Consider the following 15,735-nt stretch of genomic DNA (forward strand, 5'->3'; position numbering starts at 1 on the left):
GCCCGCGGGGGCACGGAGGGATCCGTGCCCCCGGTGGGCGCGTCAGGCCTGCCGGCCGTATCGGTCGCGGGCCTGCTCCACCGTCTGCGGGGTGACCGCTCCGGCGCGCGCCAACCGGTCCAGGGCGGCCACCACGATCGACCCGGCGTCCACCCGGAAGTAGCGGCGCGCCGCCTCCCGGGTGTCCGACAGGCCGAAGCCGTCCGTACCGAGGGACGAGTAGTCCTGCTCGACCCACTGGCTGATCTGGTCGGGCACCTGCCGCATCCAGTCGCTGACCGCCAGGACGGGCCCGGCCGCCCCCGACAGCGCCGACGCAACGTACGGGACGCGCTCCTCGCCGCCCAGCGCCTCCCGGTCGGCGTCGAGCGCGTCGCGGCGCAGCTCCGTCCAGGAGGTCACCGACCAGACGTCGGCCCGCACCCCCCACCTCGACGCGAGGAGCTCCTGGGCCTCCAGCGCCCAGTGGATCGCCGTGCCGGAGGCCAGCAGCTGGATCCGCGGACCGGCGCCGGGGTCCGCCTGCCGGAAGCGGTAGATGCCCCGCAGGATTCCCTCCTCGACCGACGGCCCGTCGGGCATGGCCGGCTGCCGCTTCGACTCGTTGTAGACCGTCAGGTAGTAGAAGACGTCCTCGGGACGGTCGCCGTACATGCGGCGCAGCCCCTCCCTGACGATCACCGCGATCTCGAAGGCGAACGCCGGGTCGTAGCAGACGGCGGCCGGGTTGGTGGACGCCAGCAGGTGCGAGTGGCCGTCGGCGTGCTGCAGGCCCTCGCCGGTCATCGTCGTACGGCCCGCGGTCGCGCCGACCACGAAGCCGCGCCCCAACTGGTCGGCCAGGGCCCAGAACTGGTCGCCCGTGCGCTGGAACCCGAACATGGCGTAGAAGATGTAGAACGGGATCATGGGCTCGCCGTGCGTGGCGTACGAGGTCGCGGCGGCCGTGAACTCCGCCAGCGACCCGGCCTCGGTGATGCCCTCGTCGATCAGCTGCCCGTTCTCGGCCTCGCGGTAGTGCAGCAACTGGTCCGCGTCGACCGGTTCGTAGGTCTGCCCGTCGGGGGAGTAGATCCCGGCGCTCGGGAAGAGCGACTCCATGCCGAACGTCCGCGCCTCGTCGGGGACGATCGGCACCCAGCGGCGCCCCGTGTCCGGGTCGCGCATCAGGTCCTTGACCAGCCGCACGAGTGCCATGGTGGTGGCCACCTCCTGCTTGCCGAAGCCCTTCCGCAGCGCCTCGAAGGGCGCCTGCGGCGGCTGCTTCAGCGGATGGGCGATCACCCTCCGCGCCGGAGCGGGGCCACCGAGCGCTGCCCGCCGCTCGCGCAGGTAGCGGACCTCCTCGGAGTCCTCTCCGGGGTGCCAGAACGGCACCTGGTCGCCGCTGAGCGCGCTGTCCGGGATGGGCAGCTCCAAGGTGTCGCGCATCCGGCGGAACTGCGCCATCGTCAGCTTCTTCATCTGGTGGTTGGCGTTGCGCGACTCGAAGTCCGCCCCCAGGGTGTGCCCCTTGACGGTCTGGGCGAGGACGACGGTCGGCGCGCCCCGGTGCTCCACGGCGGCGCGGTAGGCGGCGTACACCTTCAGGGGCTCGTGGCCGCCCCGCGACTCGGTGAACAGCTCGGTGATCCTGCCGTCGGTCAGTCCCGCCGCGATGCGGGACAGCGCGTCGCCGGTGAAGAAGTGCTCGCGTACGTAGGCCGCGTCCCGCGCCGCGTACGTCTGCATCTGGGCGTCGGGCACCTCGCCGAGCCGCCGCACCAGCGCCCCGCCGGAGTCCTGCGCCAGCACCGGGTCCCAGGCCTCGCCCCACAGCGACTTCACCACGTTCCAGCCCGCGCCGCGGAACCGGCCCTCGAGTTCCCGCACGATGCTGGAGTTCGAGCGCACCGGCCCGTCCAGGCGCTGCAGGTTGCAGTTGACGACGAAGGTGAGGTTGTCGAGGCCCTCGCGCGCGGCGAGCGCCAGCGCGGCCAGCGACTCGGGCTCGTCCACCTCGCCGTCCCCGAGGAACGCCCACACCCGCGACCCGGAGGTGTCCTTGATGCCCCGGGCGTGGAGGTAGCGGTTGAACCTGGCCTGGTAGACAGCGGCGAGAGGGCCCAGCCCCATGGAGACCGTGGGGAACTCCCACAGCCACGGCAGGCGCCGCGGGTGCGGGTAGGACGGCAGACCGCGGCCGTCGGCCTCGCGGCGGTAGGCGTCCAGCTGCCCCTCGTGCAGCCGGCCCTCCAGGAACGCGCGGGCGTAGATGCCGGGTGACGCGTGCCCCTGTATGTACAGCTGGTCGCCGGAACCTCCCCCGCGGCCTTCCTTGCCCTGGAAGAAGTGGTTGAAGCCGACCTCGTAGAGCCAGGCCGCCGACGCGTACGTCACTATGTGCCCCCCGAGGCCCAGGTGGGAGCCACGGGTGACCATGGCCGCCGCGTTCCACCGGTTCAGCGCGGTGATCCGGGACTCCATGGCGAGGTCGCCGGGGAAGTCCGGCTGGGCGGCGGCGGGGACCGTGTTGACGGGTTCCGTGGACAGCAGCCCCGGGACCGGCACGCCGGATGCCGAGGCGTACTCGTGGACGCGCCGCAGCAGGTAGGCGGCGCGGTCTGGCCCGGCGTGCCGGATGACGGCGTCGAGCGACTCCCGCCACTCCGCGGTCTCCTCGGCGTCAGGGTCGGGCAGCCGGTCGAACCTGCTGGTCGGGTGGGAGTGCGCGGACTGCGCCGGATCGGTCATGGAGGCCTTCCTGTCGGAGCGTGGGGAGGGGAGGGCGGCGGCCGCGGAGGGGGACTCGCGGACGGTGGCCGCCGAAGGGGGATCAGTGCGCCGCGGGCACGGGCGGTGCCGAGGGCGTCACCGCTGTGCGAGCCATTCGCGGAACGTCGTGCGGGTGGCGTGGGCGTGCGCCGCCGGGAGCAGGGACCGGCGCCGCAGCTCGGCGCCGAAGAACCACGCGTGCTCGTCGGCGACGACGTGCCGGGCGTCGCCCGTGGCGGCCAGCAGCTCGGCGGTCAGCTCGTCGAGCCCGAACTCCTCCGGCCCGGCGACCTCCAGGGTGCCGAACAGCGGGACCCCCACCGCCACGTGCGCGACCGCCGCCGCGACGTCGTCCGCCGACGCGGGCCGCACGAGGGCGGGCGCCACACGTATCTCTCCGTGCTGGTGCGCGTCCTGAGAGGCCATGGCCTCGACGCACTCGAAGGACAGGGCGGCACGCACGATCGAGTGGGGCACCGGGGAGCGCCGCACCTGGTCCTCCAGCAGCAGCTTCGCGCGGAAGTAGCCCGACAGCAGCCTCTCCGCCCCCACGAAGGAGAGGACGACGTGGTGCTCGACGCCCGCCCTCTCGGCGGCGGCCAGCAGACCGGTGGTGGAGGTACGGAAGAACTGCAGGCTGACCGGCTCCGCGGGCGAGGGCGCGTCGGTGACGTCGACCACGATGTCGGCGCCGCGCAGAGCCCGGGCCAGGTCCCTCTCCGTGGCCGCACCGGAGTGGTCGCGGTGGGACAGGGGGACGACCTCCACCCCGTGGTCCCGCAGCCTGACGACCGTCCTGGAGCCGACCAGACCGGTGGCCCCTGCGACAACGACTCTCATCCGGGTCCCTTTCGTCCGCGGGGCCGGCGACCCCTGTGGTGTCCGCGTGACGGCGCAGCCGGCCGCTCCACCTGCTGTGACCGCGGCGGGGCCGTGGTTGTGACAGCACCGCGGGGGCCCCTCGCGGCGGCGGGGGCGCTGGAGGACGCAGGGGGGCGGGGACGAGGCGGACGTCACACAAGCGCGTGCTGTCCGGTCGTATGAGGGAGCAGCGACGTCCGCCCGGAGAGGACGAGGGCGGCCACCGCCCGCCGATGTCGGTACATCGGCACGGCGGGGTGGCGGAATATCATCATTTCCTCTCATTTCGGGCACAATCATGGAGGTGCAGCGCAGTGTCGGACAACGAGACACAGGGCAGCGGCAGCGAGGAGCCCCGGTCGGAGGTCTGGAAGACGGCGGTGACGATGCTGCAGGAAGCCGAGCCGCCCTTCCTCCCCGAGGGCGCCTCGGGGATGACCATCGCCGTCGAGTGGCCCCCCGGCGACCCCGGGACCCCGCCGCACCGCCACTCGGGGCCGGCCTTCGGGTACGTGCTCGAGGGCGCGGTCCGCTTCGAGCTCGAGGGCGAGCCGGAGCGCGTCGTCAAGGCCGGCGAGACGTTCTGGGAGCCGGGCGGGGACGTGATCCACTACCAGGACGGCAACGCCCTGCCCGACGCGCCGACGCGGTTCGTCGTGACCATGCTGTGCGCGCCCGGCCAGCCGATGCTCACCCTGGTCGAGGACGAGGAACTGGCCCGGCGCGCCCACCTGCGCGCCCCGCGCCCATCGCGGACCGGCGCGTGACCCCTTCCGCACAGGACGGCGGAACGCGGCAGGAGTGCGGTGTGCGCTGCGGCGGACTGAGGGCCGACGCGGTGCGCAACCGCCGCCGGATCCGTACGGCCGCCGCCGATCTGCTCGCCGAACAGGGCGCGGGCGTGTCGCTGGACCGGATAGCCCGCCTGGCCGGGGTCAGCAACGCGACGCTCTACCGCCACTACGGAAGCCGTGGGGAACTGCTGACCGACGTCGCCGAGGAGGTCGCGGTCGTGGCCGCCGCAGCCGAGGCCAGGCTGTCGACGAGCGACCCCCTGGTAGCGCTGCGCGGCTTCCTGGAGTCCCTGGCGTCCGCGCGGCCGGCCGCCCTGTACTGCCTGCCCGAAGGGGCAGGCGACGGGCCGGCGGCGGGTGCGGGGCCCCGGGCCCGCGTGGTCGCCGCGGCGTGGCGGCTGCTGTCGCGCGCGCAGCGGGCGGGGCGGGTGCGCGGGGACGTGACCGCCGAGGACGTCCTCGCCGTCGTGTCGCAGCTGGGTCGCCCGCTCCCCGGAACCACCTGGCGGGCCACCGAGGAGAGGTGCCCGCGCCTCGTCCGGCAGTACCTGGAGGGCCTGGTCGTCCCCGTTCCCCGGGTGTCGCACGAGCCGTACCACCTGCCCCGGCGCTGAACCGGGCGCGGAGGGCGCGTCCGCGTCCTCCGCGCCCCCGGCCGGATCGCCCGCCGGGGGCGCACGGCGGACCGCCTCCGGCACCGGGTCAGACCGCGGCCGGCGTTCCCCGCCGACGGGCTTCCGAATCGTCCCGCACGGTCAGTGTCCCGGTTCCTGCGCCACGGTGTGTTCCAGCAAGAAGCCGGCCACCGCGTCCGTGAACTCCGCGGGGCGCTCGACGTGCGCCAGGTGGCCGGTCTCGTCGAGGACGGCGAGCCGCGCACCGGGGATCCGCTCGTGGAGCATCCGTGCCCACCGCGGCCCGCAGATGAAGTCCTCCGCACCGACCAGCACCAGCGTGGGCGCCGTGATGCCGGACAGCCGCTCCCGGACGTCGAAGGCCGGCCCCTCGCCGAGCGAGGGTTCGGCGTACATGCGCAGCGACCCGCGCGCGGGCCCGAACTCGTCCTCGCGCCCCCAGTAGTCGACGACGTACGCAGGCATGATCGTGCGGAGGCACTCGGTGGCGGCGTCGTCGTCGAGCCGGCCGAGCGGCGCCGTAAGGGCCTCCACGTAGGTGGCCACCTCGGGGTGGTTCGCGACGTGACGGCGGGCGAAACGCTCCATGTTGGCCACGGCGTCCGCCCAGAAGTCCTCCCCGGTCACCGGGGACGTGTCGTACAGGACGAGCGAGGCGAGGTGCTCCGGGTGCTCCAGCGCGTACTGCTGGGCGACGAAACCGCCGTACGAATGGCCGAGCAGCGTCACCGGGGGCTGTGCGAGGTGCTCGATCACACCGTTCAGGAAGTGCGTGTACGTGGGCAGGGTGTACTCGCGCGGGTCGGGCAGGCGCCCGGACTCGCCGGTGCCGACGGGCTCGACGTACACCATCGTGAACGCACGCTCCAGGAGCGGCATGCGCAGGTACTCCCAGCCGATGCCGGGCCCGCCGGAGAGGGCGACGCACACCGGACCACCGGCGCCGGCGACGTGGTACCGCTGCGCGACGGCGATGCCCTTGTGGTCGACGGTGATCGTGTGCGTACCCGGGGCGAGCGGCCCGGCGGCGCTGTCGGCGGCGTGGGGGAGGACGGCGGGCACGACGGATGAATTCACACTTTCCACATGCTGTGTCACAGTGTCAGTCTACTGAGGCAGAGGCCGCGCCGTTCACGCCGCCGATCGCGTCCGGGCCCGGGAGTGCGAGGCCGGGCAGGCCGCGCAGGGACTCGTGCACGGAGTCCAGCCGCGCGTCCACCGCGGAGATCTCCTCGCGCAGCCTGCGCACATGCGCGTCCAGGGAGGCGGCCTCGGCGGCCAGTGACATGACGATCGCCCGCACGTCGGGGGCCTCATCGGTGTTCGGGAGCATCGTCGCCCTCCAGGCGGATCGGCCGGTCGAGAAGAGAGCGGCCGGAGGCGGGGGCAGGGGAACCCCGTCCTCCGGCCGCTCTCCCGGCGCGGAGCGCCGGTCATGCACACTCTCGACAGGCCGGCCGTCCGGAACGTGACAACGATGCGCAGGGCCTCGCGGCTCCGGCCGTCAGACGGCGGCCCGGTACAGGCCGCGACCGGCCCGCCGCACCCTGGACGTGCCCACCAGGCGGTCGAGTGTGCTGCGCACAGCGTTGATGCTGCCGGCGTTCTCGTCCCGGCCGAGGGCGGCCGCGACCTCGCGGGCCCGGACCTCCGCCCCGCCCGTGGTGGCCAGGTACTCCAGGATCTGCTCGGTGAGCCTGCCGTAGCCGCCCACCACGGAAGCGGCGGCCTGCTCCTCGACGCCGTCCCCGTCGCCGTCCTCGCCCGGGTACCCGGTCTCCTCGGCCGCGCCGTCCTCCATGACGGGAGGCTGCCGCTCCTCGGCCCGGGCGTCCTCGGCCGGGATGCCCGCGTCCGCGACGGCGGGACCCGTGACCGACAGGTGACTGAGGGCGCCGAGCGCCCTGCGCACCGATCCCAGATGGGCGACGACCGCCGCCAACTCCCGTTCGAGTGCCTGCTTCTGTGACTCGAGGCGCTGCAGTTCTCCCTGCAGGGCTCCGGCCGTGACCTGGAGATCCTCGGTCGTGTGCGCTGCTGAGACCATGTGTCCTCTCATTCCCGGCCCCTGGGGGCCAACGTCCGCGCACACAGATTAGTACGGCGAACACACGGGGTGACCACACTGAACACCGACGGCGGTGCCCGGCGCTACGACTCGTCGGCGGTGACCTCGCCGACGTCCTCGGCATCGGCCGCCGCGAGCAGGGCGCGCGTCAGGTCGGGGAACCGTTCGTCCAGCTCGGCACGACGCAGCGTGACGTAGCAACGCGTCCCCTCCTGGCGGGTCCGGGTGATGCCGGCCTCGCGCAGGATCTTCAGATGGTGGCTCAACGTGGACTTCGCGACCGGCGCCCGCAGCTGGCCCCACCCGCGTTCCCTGCCGTCGGCCAGCACGCGCACGATCCCGATCCGCGTCGGATCGCTCAACGCGGCGAGGACGCGGGGCAGGCTCATCTCGCTCGCCTCGTGGGAATGCTGGTCGGCCATACGGTCACGATAACCCGAATGTTCGAAGAATGTGGAACCCCGGATCACCGCAACCCCGGAACCCCGGATCACCGGAAGGACGGGATCATCACGACGGCCTGGACCGGGCCCGAGGCGGCGCGGTTTCAGGACCGGCGCGCCCGGTAGAGGCCGCGGCCCGCGCGGTCGACGCGCGACGCCCCCACGAGGCGGTCCAGTGTGCTGCGGACGGCGTTGATGCTGCCGCTGTCGCCGTCACGGCCGAGGGCCGCGGCGACGTCGCGGGCTCGTACCTCGGTGTCACCGGACCGCTCGAAGAAGTCCAGGATCTGCTCGGTGAGTCTCCCGTACGGACTGCCGGAGTCCGCGGGGGCCGCCGCGACGTCCGCGTGAGCGGCGGCGGATGCGGAAGGGCGGATGACCGCCTGGAGGGCGCCGAGGGCCCGCTGCACCGAGCCGAGGTGCGCCATGACCGCGGCGAGCTCCCGCTCCAGGGCCTGCCTCTGGGCCTCGAGGCGGACCAGGTCGTCCTGGAGGCTCTCCGCGGTGTGCTCGACGCTCCGCGCCTTCCGGGTCACCGAGGCCATGCGATCCCTCACCTCCGCGCAGTTCCGTGGTCACACGGATTGGCACCGTTCACAACCCAATTTACGCGCCGAAGGGCGTGATGTCCCCACTCTCCGGAGGAAACCGGGTGTCAGTCGGTGGTGAGGATGTGGCCGTCGCGGAGTTCGAGGACGCGGTCGGCGAGGGCGAGGAGCTGGGGGTCGTGGGTGGCGACGAGGGCGGTGACGCCTTCGCTGTGGACGACGGCGCGCAGGAGTTCCATGACGGCGCGGCCGGTGTCGGCGTCGAGTTGGCCGGTGGGTTCGTCGGCGATGATCAGGGCGGGGCGGTTGGCCAGGGCGCGGGCGATGGCCACGCGTTGCTGCTGGCCGCCGGACATCTCGCCGGGGCGCTGGCCGGCGTGGTCTTGGAGGCCGACCAGGGAGAGCAGGAGGCTGACGCGTTCCTCGCGTTCGCGGCGGGGGGTGTTGCGCAGGCGCAGGGGGACGCCGACGTTCTCGGCGGCGGTGAGGATGGGCAGCAGGCCGAAGGACTGGAAGACGAAGCCCATGCGGTCGCGGCGCAGGGCGAGCAGTTCGCGTTCGGCCAGGCCGTCCAGCGCGGTGCCGTCGACGGTGACACGGCCGGAGTCGGCGCGGTCCAGGCCGCCGATGATGTTCAGCAGGGACGTCTTGCCCGAGCCCGAGCGGCCCTTGAGGGCCACGAGCTCCCCGCGGGCCACGCTGAAGGACACCCCGCCCAGGGCGTGCACCGCGGTGTCCCCGGTGCCGAAGGTCCGCACCAGGTCCTCGACCACGACCATCGCCTCGGAGGCCGCCCCGCCGCCCGCCGGGCCTTCACGCCGTTCCAGCAGTCCCTCACTCATGCCGGCCAGCATAATGGGGGGTCCCCGCCTGCGAGGAAGGGCTTTCGCGTGCGCGGTGCGGAAGGCCCGGCGTGTGACACGTGTGACACCATGCCGGCACAGCGGGAGAGGGAGACATGTCGGTCACGGCAGCCACGGAGGAACTGGCGGGGATCACCGCCAACTTCCGTCAGTATCTGATGGGCTGGGGCGAGACACAGCGCGACGACGGCGGCTTTGACCGCTACCGCAGCGGCCTTGCCACCCCGCAGTTCAACGGCGTGCTCCGGATACGGTCCCTGGCCGCGCTCGGCCGGGCCGTGGCCACCGCGCGCACCGAACTCGCGGGCGTCCCCTGGTGGTGGTGGGCCGGCCCGGACAGCCCCGAAGGCACTCCCGCCGCCCTGATCCGGCACGGCGCGGTCCCCCTCGGCACCCTGCCCCTGATGGTGCGGCCCCTCGACCGCGCCCCGGACCCCCAGGAACCCCCGTCCGGCCTGCGCGTCGAGGCCGTCGAGAGCCCGGACCGGCTGGCCGGGCTGGTCGGGACGTACCGCACCTCCATGGGCATCGCCCCCGAACTCCAGCCCGGCCTCGTACGGTTCGAGGCCGATCGCGCGGACAACGCGGACGTCGTGCGCCTCGCCGCCGTGCTGGACGGCGAGGTCGTGGGCACGACGGTGGTGATCACGGCGCACGACGTGGCCGGCATCTTCCTCGTCCACGTCGCCGAATCCCACCGCCGCCGCGGCATCGGCGCCGCACTGACCACGTCCGCCCTCCGCGTCGCCCACGACCGCGGCACCCACCGCGCCGCCCTCCTCGCCAGCCCGGCCGGCGAACCCCTCTACCGCCGCTTCGGTTTCACCAGGGTCTCCGAGTACCGGCTCTTCAGCCTGCCCGCGTGACCGCGCCGCCGGGTGAGCCGATGGAGCGGCACCACCGGCCGGGGTTGCGCAACCTGCCTGGTACTCCAGGAAAGAGCGCTGGGCGGCGAGGGGTCCCAGGGAAGCGAGAAGTGCGAGACGCTCCGCCGTCGGTGTGCCCGGTGCGGGCGGGAACAGGGCGAGGACCTGCGTGCGCTCCTCGTCGACGAGCACCTGGCAGTCGAGTTCCAGCAGGCCCACCTCCGGGTGCTGGATCCGCTTGCGTCTGCTGCGCAGCACTGCCACCGAGTGCAGACGCCACAGGGCCTCGAACTCGGGACTCGCCCGCAGCAGCCGGTCGACCAGGTCCTTCGCCTGCGCGTCGTCGCGGCGGACGGCTGCGGCCCGCAAGTCGGCGACGAGCGCCCGGGACTCCGTCGCGTGATCCTGGACCGGATACCCGGCCCGGGCGCGGGGATCGGTGAACCACCGGTACACCACCGTGCCCGTGGTACCGCGCAGCCGGACGAGATCCCCGAAGACGGCCCGTGCCAGGTCGTTCTGGACGAGGGTGGCACCGAGGTCGGTCATCACCTGGGCCGGGACGCCGGAGAGGCCGTCCAGTACACGGAGCAGGCTGGGCGCGACATGCTCGTCGGACCGCGTGCGGTCCGGCGGTCGGTGCCCGGCCAGCCGGAAGAGATGGTCGCGCTCGTCCAGGGTCAGGCGCAGCGCCCTGGTGATCGCCCGCAGCACGCCCGGCGACGGCTGCGGCGCACGGTCCTGCTCGAGACGCGTGTAGTAGTCCGTGGAGATGTCGGCCAGGCGCGCGACCTCCTCACGGCGTAGTCCGGGGGTGCGCCGGCGCCCCGTGCCCGCGAGGCCGACGTCCCCGGGGTCGAGCGCCTCCCTGCGCACCCGCAGGAAATCCGCCGGCTGCTTGGTGTCCACCCTTCGAGTCTGCGGCACGGCCGGACCGCCGGCCAGAGACCGCCGATCCATGGGTAAGGCGACTCTGCCTGACGTCTCCGATCGGCGAAACGCTGGTCATCGAACCGGGAGCAGCCCGGTCGGATGACGATGGAGGACCACATGAGCAAGGCAGTGACTTCCCGGACCTGGTTCCTCACCGGAGCGTCCCGCGGGCTGGGCGCACACTGGGCCGAGGCGATCCTCGCCCGCGGTGACCGGCTCGCGGCGGTCGCCCGTGACACGGCGGCGCTCGCGCCGCTGTCCGAGCGCCACGGCGACCGCTTCCTGCCCCTGGAGCTCGACGTCCGCGACTCCGCGGCCGTCCCCGATGCGGTGCGGAGCGCCGAGGCGGCGTTCGGCGGAATCGACGTGCTGGTCAACAACGCGGGCCACATGCTGATCGGCGCCGTCGAAGAGGTCGAGGAGGAACAGGCCCGCGCCCAGATGGACGTCTACTACTTCGGCTCGCTGTGGGCCGCCCGGGCCGTGCTGCCCGGCATGCGGGAGCGCCGTGCGGGCCGCATCCTGCAGGTCTCCTCGCTCGGGGGCCTGGTCGCCTATCCGGCGCTCGGCATCTACCAGGCCTCCAAGTGGGCCCTGGAGGCGATGAGCGAGTCACTCGCCGCCGAAGTCGCCGCGTACGGCATCCACGTCACATTGATCGAGCCGGTCATGTTCCCCACCGGTCTGGCGGCCACCTCCCCGCAGGCCCGGCAGGACCCGGCGTACGCACATGCCCGGCAGGCGCTGTTCGCGGGGGCGGAAGCCGGCGGCTTCACGCCGGGCGACCCCGCCGCGACGGCCGAGGCCCTCCTCGCGCTCGTGGAAACGCCCGAGCCGCCCGTGCGGGTCCTGTTCGGGACCGGCGGACTGGAGGCTCTGCGCACCGAGTACGCCGGCCGGCTCGCCGGGCTGGAGCAGTGGGACCACGTCTCGCGCCTCGCGCAGGGAAAGCCGAGCGGATCCTGACCACGGCAGTCCGGCCGACGGTCCGCAGCCCGTCCCGGGCGTCGATGCCACAGGTCAGGCAGACACCAGCGCCTTGAAGTAGAAGGTCGTAGGCCTCAGCACGCCCGCCGGGTTCGCGGCGTGGGCGGGGACGGTGCCGTAGGGGGTCCAGCCCGCGGTGCGGTACAGGTGCTCGGCGGGGCTGTCGGTCTCCGTGTCGAGCAGCAGCAAGGCCGCGCCCGAGGCCGCCGCGGCGTGTTCGGCGACGGTGAGCAGGGTGCGGCCGAGGCCGTGGCCGCGGGCGCGGCGGTGGACCATGAGCTTGAGGACCTCGGCGCGGTGCCGGCCGTTGGGCTTGGCCTCGTGGGCGAGGCTGACGGTGCCGGTGACGCCGCCGTTGTCGCGGGCGGCCCAGACGGTGAGTTCGCCGGACGCGACGGCGCGGGCGCGGGTACGCCACCAGGCGGCGGCCTCGGGGTGGGCGAAGGGGGCCACGAAGCCGAGGGAGGCGCCGCCTTCGACGGTGTCCACGAGGAGGGCGGCGAGGCCGTCGGCGGTGTCCAGGAGGGCGTCGGCGGAGAGCGGGGCGATGGTGTGCACGGGGGTGGAAGCCTCCTTCATGGCAGTACGACCACGACGGCGTAGAGGGCGGCGTCAGGACCGGGGCAGTGGAAGCGGGAGGTGCCCCACAGGCGGTAGCGGAGGCAGTCGCCGGGGGCGAGGCGGTGGGCGCGGCCCTGGATTGTGACCTCGAGTGCGCCCTCGCGCAGCCACACGTGGTGCTCGAGACCGGCGACGGGCGGGCCTTCGTACGCGATGGCCGCGCCCGGTCGCAGCACGCCCTCGACGATCTCGGCGCGCAGCCCCGGGTGCGGGGGCGACACGGAGCGCCGTTCGAAGCCGGAGGGGGTGTCGGTCCAGACGCGCTGGTCGGCGGCACGCACGAGTTGCGCGGGTTCGCCGCCGCTCTCGACCTCGGCCAGCAGCCGGGACATGGTGCGCTCGTACGCGGCGCACAGGCGCCCGAGCAGGGCGGCCGTGGGGCTGATCTCGGCGCGTTCGAGGCGGGAGAGCGTCGAGCGGCTGATGCCCGTGCGCGTGGCGAGCTCGTCGAGGGACCAGCCGCGTTCGTCGCGCAGTTCGGCGAGGCGCGCGGCCAGGCGGGCGTCGACGGACGCGAGATCGGGGTCTCTCATATTCGGGACGGTATCCCGGATTCGGGACGGCGTCCAAGCGTGGGCGACGTCCAGGCCGCCGTACAGCCCCCCGCCCCGGGCCGGCCGTCTTCCCCGGGGCCGTCACGGGCCGTTCGCCTCCGCCGTGTACCGTCGCCGACGGGATCGAGGCCGGATGATCGCCGAGGCCTGCACGTCGTTCCTCGGGGACCACCGACCCGTACGTATGGAAGAGGTACGCACCGCATGACCACCGAACCGTTGCGCATCGGCGTGCTCGGCGCCGCCCGCATCGCAGGCGCCGCCGTCGCCGCCCCCGCCCGCACGACCGGCCACCGGCTCGTCGCCGTGGCCGCCCGCGACCGCTCCCGCGCGGCAGACTTCGCCGCCGAGCACGGCGTCGAGCGCGTACTGGACACGTACGCCGACGTCATCGCCGACCCCGAGGTCGAGGCCGTCTACAACCCGCTCGCCAACGGCCTCCACGGCCCCTGGAACCTGGCCGCCATCGCCGCGGGCAAGCACGTGCTCAGCGAGAAGCCCTCCGCCAGCAACCTCGAGGAGGCCGTCGAGGTCCGCGACGCGGCCGCCAAGGCGGGCGTGGTCGTCATGGAGGCCTTCCACTACCTCTACCACCCGGTCACCCGCCGCCTGCACGAGCTGCTGGAGTCCGGCGAGCTCGGCGAACTGCGGCACGTGGAGACCGTGGTCAACATCCCCGCCCCCGCGGACGAGGACCCCCGCTGGTCGCTGCCGCTGGCCGGCGGAGCCGTGATGGACCTCGGCTGCTACTCCCTCCACGCGGCGCGCTCCCTGGCCCCCTGGGCCGGCGGTGCCCCGCGCCTGCTGGCCGCGCGCGGCGGCGAGCGCGCCGTCGCGCCCGGCGTCGACGAGTGGCTGGACGCGGACCTGGAGTACCCCGGCGGCGCCACCGCCTCGGCCCGCTGCCACATGGACGCCGAGGCCCTCGAGATGAGCTGGCGCATCGTCGGCAGCCGGGGCGAGGCCACCGCGCCCTGCTTCGTACTGCCGCACACGGACGACCGGGTCGTCATCCGCACGCCGGACGGCGAGCGGGTCGAGGAGCTCGGCAAGCGGACCTCGTACACCTACCAGCTGGAGGCGTTCGCGGCGACCCTGCGCGACGGAGCCCCGCTGCCCACGGACGCCGACGACGCCGTGGAGTCGATGCGCATGATCGACGCCTGCTACCGCGCCGCGGGCTTCGAGCCGCGCCCGCGGTCCGCCGCCGTCACGCCACCAGCGGCCGGGCCGTCGGCGTGATCGGCGCCGGCAGGCACGTACTGCCGGTGAGCCACCGGTCGACCGCCGCCGCGGCCGACCGGCCCTCGGCGATCGCCCAGACGATCAGCGACTGACCGCGGCCCGCGTCGCCCGCGACGAACACCTTCTCCACCCCGGTGGCGAAGCAGGCGTCGCGGACGACGTGGCCGCGCCGGTCGACTTCCAGACCGAGCTGGGTCACCAGCCCGCAGTCGCGCTCGGCCCCCGAGAACCCCAGCGCCAGCAGCACCAGCTGGGCGGGGATGACGCGCTCGGTGCCCTGCTGCGGACGCCGGTGCCGCGGTTCGACCCCGACCAGGTGCAGCGACCGTACGTGCCCCTCGTCGTCGCCCTCGAAGCGGAAGGTCGACGCGGAGAACACCCGGATGTCGCCCTCCGGGCCCGGCAGCGGCACGCCGCCGTGCTCCGCCGGGTCCCAGACGCCGCGCCGGGCCAGCTCACGGGCCTCCTCGTGGGCGGGGGAGACGCGGTAGACGTGCGGATACACCGGCCACGGCTGGTGCTCGGGGCGGCACTCGCCCGGCAGCGGGTTGATGTCGAGCTGGACGACGGAGGCCGCGTGCTGCCGCAGCACGGTGCCCAGGCAGTCGGCGCCCGTGTCGCCGCCGCCGACGATGACGACGTCCTTGCCCTCGGCGCTGACCGGAGACTCGGTCAGGTCGCCCTCCTGCACCCGGTTCGCCAGCGGCAGGTACTCCATCGCCTGGTGGATGCCCGTCAGTTCCCGTCCGGGCACCCGCAACTCGCGCCAGGCCGTGGCGCCCACGGCCAGGAGCACCGCGTCGTGCTCGGCGACGACCTGCCGCGCGTCGAGGTCCGCGCCCACCTCGACCTCGGTGCGGAAGAGCGTGCCCTCGGCTCGCATCTGCGCCAGCCGCCGGTCCAGATGGTGCTTCTCCATCTTGAACTCCGGTATGCCGTAGCGCAGGAGCCCGCCGAGCCGGTCCGCCCGCTCGTAGACCGTCACCGTGTGGCCGACCCGGGTGAGCTGCTGGGCGGCGGCGAGCCCGGCGGGTCCGGAGCCGACCACGGCGATCGTGCGGCCGGAGTGCCGGTCGGGGGGACGGGGGCAGGCGAGGCCGTCCTCCCACGCGCGGTCGGCGATGGCGACCTCGACGTTCTTGATCGTGACGGGGTCGGCGTTGATGGTCAGGACGCAGGCGCTCTCGCAGGGCGCCGGGCACAGCCGGCCGGTGAACTCGGGGAAGTTGTTGGTGGCGTGCAGCCGTTCCGCGGCCGCGGCCCAGTCCTCCCGGTACACCAGGTCGTTCCAGTCGGGGATCATGTTCCCCAGCGGGCAGGCCTCGTGGCAGAACGGGATGCCGCAGTCCATGCAGCGGCCGGCCTGCGCGGAGACGATCGGCAGCAGGCTCTGGCCGGTGTAGACCTCGTGCCAGTCCTCGACGCGCTCGCAGACGGGGCGGCGCGCGGGCGTACGGCGGGGGGTGGTGAGAAAGCCCTTGGGATCGGCCATGGCCGCCTCCGGCGCCGCCGTCACGATCAGGGGTGTCACGGTGACCGCGTCCCCCGGCACATGGCACCTTC

The 15,735-nt window shown here is 73.8% G+C and carries 16 protein-coding genes and 1 pseudogene; 5 read left to right on the forward strand and 12 right to left on the reverse strand.

Going from position 1 to position 15,735, the window contains the following annotated elements; translation table 11 throughout:
• Positions 1 to 42: 42 nt before the first annotated feature.
• Together aceE and OIE69_RS36825 are read right to left on the reverse strand one after the other, a co-directional pair.
• Positions 43 to 2,733, reverse strand: a complete 2,691-nt coding sequence (gene aceE, locus OIE69_RS36820) for a pyruvate dehydrogenase (acetyl-transferring), homodimeric type (protein ID WP_326579110.1) — start codon at positions 2,731 to 2,733, stop codon at positions 43 to 45.
• Between the two features lie 117 nt (positions 2,734 to 2,850).
• Positions 2,851 to 3,594 (reverse strand): SDR family oxidoreductase, encoded by a 744-nt coding sequence (locus tag OIE69_RS36825; RefSeq protein ID WP_326579112.1) that lies wholly within the window; start codon positions 3,592 to 3,594, stop codon positions 2,851 to 2,853.
• A gap of 407 nt (positions 3,595 to 4,001) precedes the next feature.
• Between OIE69_RS36825 and OIE69_RS36830 the strand changes: the two genes are divergently transcribed.
• Together OIE69_RS36830 and OIE69_RS36835 are read left to right on the forward strand one after the other, a co-directional pair.
• Complete coding sequence (locus tag OIE69_RS36830; protein ID WP_326581516.1) at positions 4,002 to 4,382, forward strand: cupin domain-containing protein; 381 nt, start codon at positions 4,002 to 4,004, stop codon at positions 4,380 to 4,382.
• Positions 4,379 to 5,023, forward strand: a complete 645-nt coding sequence (locus tag OIE69_RS36835; protein ID WP_326579114.1) for a TetR/AcrR family transcriptional regulator — start codon at positions 4,379 to 4,381, stop codon at positions 5,021 to 5,023. The genes OIE69_RS36830 and OIE69_RS36835 overlap by 4 nt, the downstream gene beginning before the upstream one ends.
• A 141-nt stretch (positions 5,024 to 5,164) precedes the next feature.
• Here the strand turns inward: OIE69_RS36835 and OIE69_RS36840 are convergent, their stop codons facing one another.
• The 6 genes from OIE69_RS36840 to OIE69_RS36865 form a co-directional block, all read right to left on the reverse strand.
• A complete protein-coding gene (locus tag OIE69_RS36840) occupies positions 5,165 to 6,121 on the reverse strand; it encodes an alpha/beta fold hydrolase (RefSeq protein ID WP_326579116.1) in 957 nt (318 codons plus the stop codon).
• A gap of 25 nt (positions 6,122 to 6,146) precedes the next feature.
• Positions 6,147 to 6,377, reverse strand: coding sequence for a hypothetical protein (locus OIE69_RS36845; protein WP_326579118.1), 231 nt, complete (start codon positions 6,375 to 6,377; stop codon positions 6,147 to 6,149).
• Between the two features lie 171 nt (positions 6,378 to 6,548).
• Complete coding sequence (locus OIE69_RS36850) at positions 6,549 to 7,091, reverse strand: hypothetical protein (RefSeq protein WP_326579120.1); 543 nt, start codon at positions 7,089 to 7,091, stop codon at positions 6,549 to 6,551.
• A gap of 104 nt (positions 7,092 to 7,195) precedes the next feature.
• Positions 7,196 to 7,534, reverse strand: a complete 339-nt coding sequence (locus OIE69_RS36855; RefSeq protein WP_018562704.1) for an ArsR/SmtB family transcription factor — start codon at positions 7,532 to 7,534, stop codon at positions 7,196 to 7,198.
• A 125-nt stretch (positions 7,535 to 7,659) separates the two neighbouring features.
• The gene (locus OIE69_RS36860) at positions 7,660 to 8,100 is read right to left on the reverse strand and encodes a hypothetical protein (RefSeq protein ID WP_326579124.1); all 441 of its coding nucleotides are present in this window, start codon (positions 8,098 to 8,100) and stop codon (positions 7,660 to 7,662) included.
• 110 nt (positions 8,101 to 8,210) lie between these two features.
• Positions 8,211 to 8,945: an ABC transporter ATP-binding protein gene (locus tag OIE69_RS36865; protein WP_392567481.1), complete on the reverse strand. Its 735-nt coding sequence runs from the start codon at positions 8,943 to 8,945 to the stop codon at positions 8,211 to 8,213.
• 116 nt (positions 8,946 to 9,061) lie between these two features.
• On the opposite strand from OIE69_RS36865, the gene OIE69_RS36870 reads away from it, so the two are divergent.
• A complete protein-coding gene (locus OIE69_RS36870; RefSeq protein ID WP_326579126.1) occupies positions 9,062 to 9,832 on the forward strand; it encodes a GNAT family N-acetyltransferase in 771 nt (256 codons plus the stop codon).
• A 165-nt stretch (positions 9,833 to 9,997) separates the two neighbouring features.
• Here OIE69_RS36870 and OIE69_RS36875 read toward each other — a convergent pair.
• A pseudogene (locus OIE69_RS36875) lies at positions 9,998 to 10,792 on the reverse strand (helix-turn-helix domain-containing protein); the annotation flags it as partial.
• 90 nt (positions 10,793 to 10,882) lie between these two features.
• On the opposite strand from OIE69_RS36875, the gene OIE69_RS36880 reads away from it, so the two are divergent.
• Complete coding sequence (locus OIE69_RS36880) at positions 10,883 to 11,731, forward strand: SDR family NAD(P)-dependent oxidoreductase (RefSeq protein ID WP_326579128.1); 849 nt, start codon at positions 10,883 to 10,885, stop codon at positions 11,729 to 11,731.
• Between the two features lie 54 nt (positions 11,732 to 11,785).
• Here OIE69_RS36880 and OIE69_RS36885 read toward each other — a convergent pair whose 3' ends face one another.
• The gene (locus tag OIE69_RS36885; RefSeq protein ID WP_326579130.1) at positions 11,786 to 12,331 is read right to left on the reverse strand and encodes a GNAT family N-acetyltransferase; all 546 of its coding nucleotides are present in this window, start codon (positions 12,329 to 12,331) and stop codon (positions 11,786 to 11,788) included.
• Positions 12,328 to 12,906, reverse strand: a complete 579-nt coding sequence (locus OIE69_RS36890) for a helix-turn-helix domain-containing protein (RefSeq protein ID WP_326579132.1) — start codon at positions 12,904 to 12,906, stop codon at positions 12,328 to 12,330. The genes OIE69_RS36885 and OIE69_RS36890 overlap by 4 nt, the downstream gene beginning before the upstream one ends.
• Before the next feature lie 225 nt (positions 12,907 to 13,131).
• Here OIE69_RS36890 and OIE69_RS36895 point away from each other — a divergent pair, with 225 nt between their 5' ends.
• Complete coding sequence (locus OIE69_RS36895) at positions 13,132 to 14,169, forward strand: Gfo/Idh/MocA family protein (RefSeq protein ID WP_326579135.1); 1,038 nt, start codon at positions 13,132 to 13,134, stop codon at positions 14,167 to 14,169.
• On the opposite strand, the gene OIE69_RS36900 is transcribed toward OIE69_RS36895, so the two are convergent.
• A complete protein-coding gene (locus tag OIE69_RS36900; protein WP_326581517.1) occupies positions 14,138 to 15,664 on the reverse strand; it encodes a glutamate synthase subunit beta in 1,527 nt (508 codons plus the stop codon). The genes OIE69_RS36895 and OIE69_RS36900 overlap by 32 nt on opposite strands.
• Between the last annotated feature and the right edge of the window lie 71 nt (positions 15,665 to 15,735).

This window comes from Actinacidiphila glaucinigra (assembly GCF_035918135.1).
Taxonomy (GTDB): Bacteria; Actinomycetota; Actinomycetes; order Streptomycetales; family Streptomycetaceae; genus Actinacidiphila; species Actinacidiphila glaucinigra.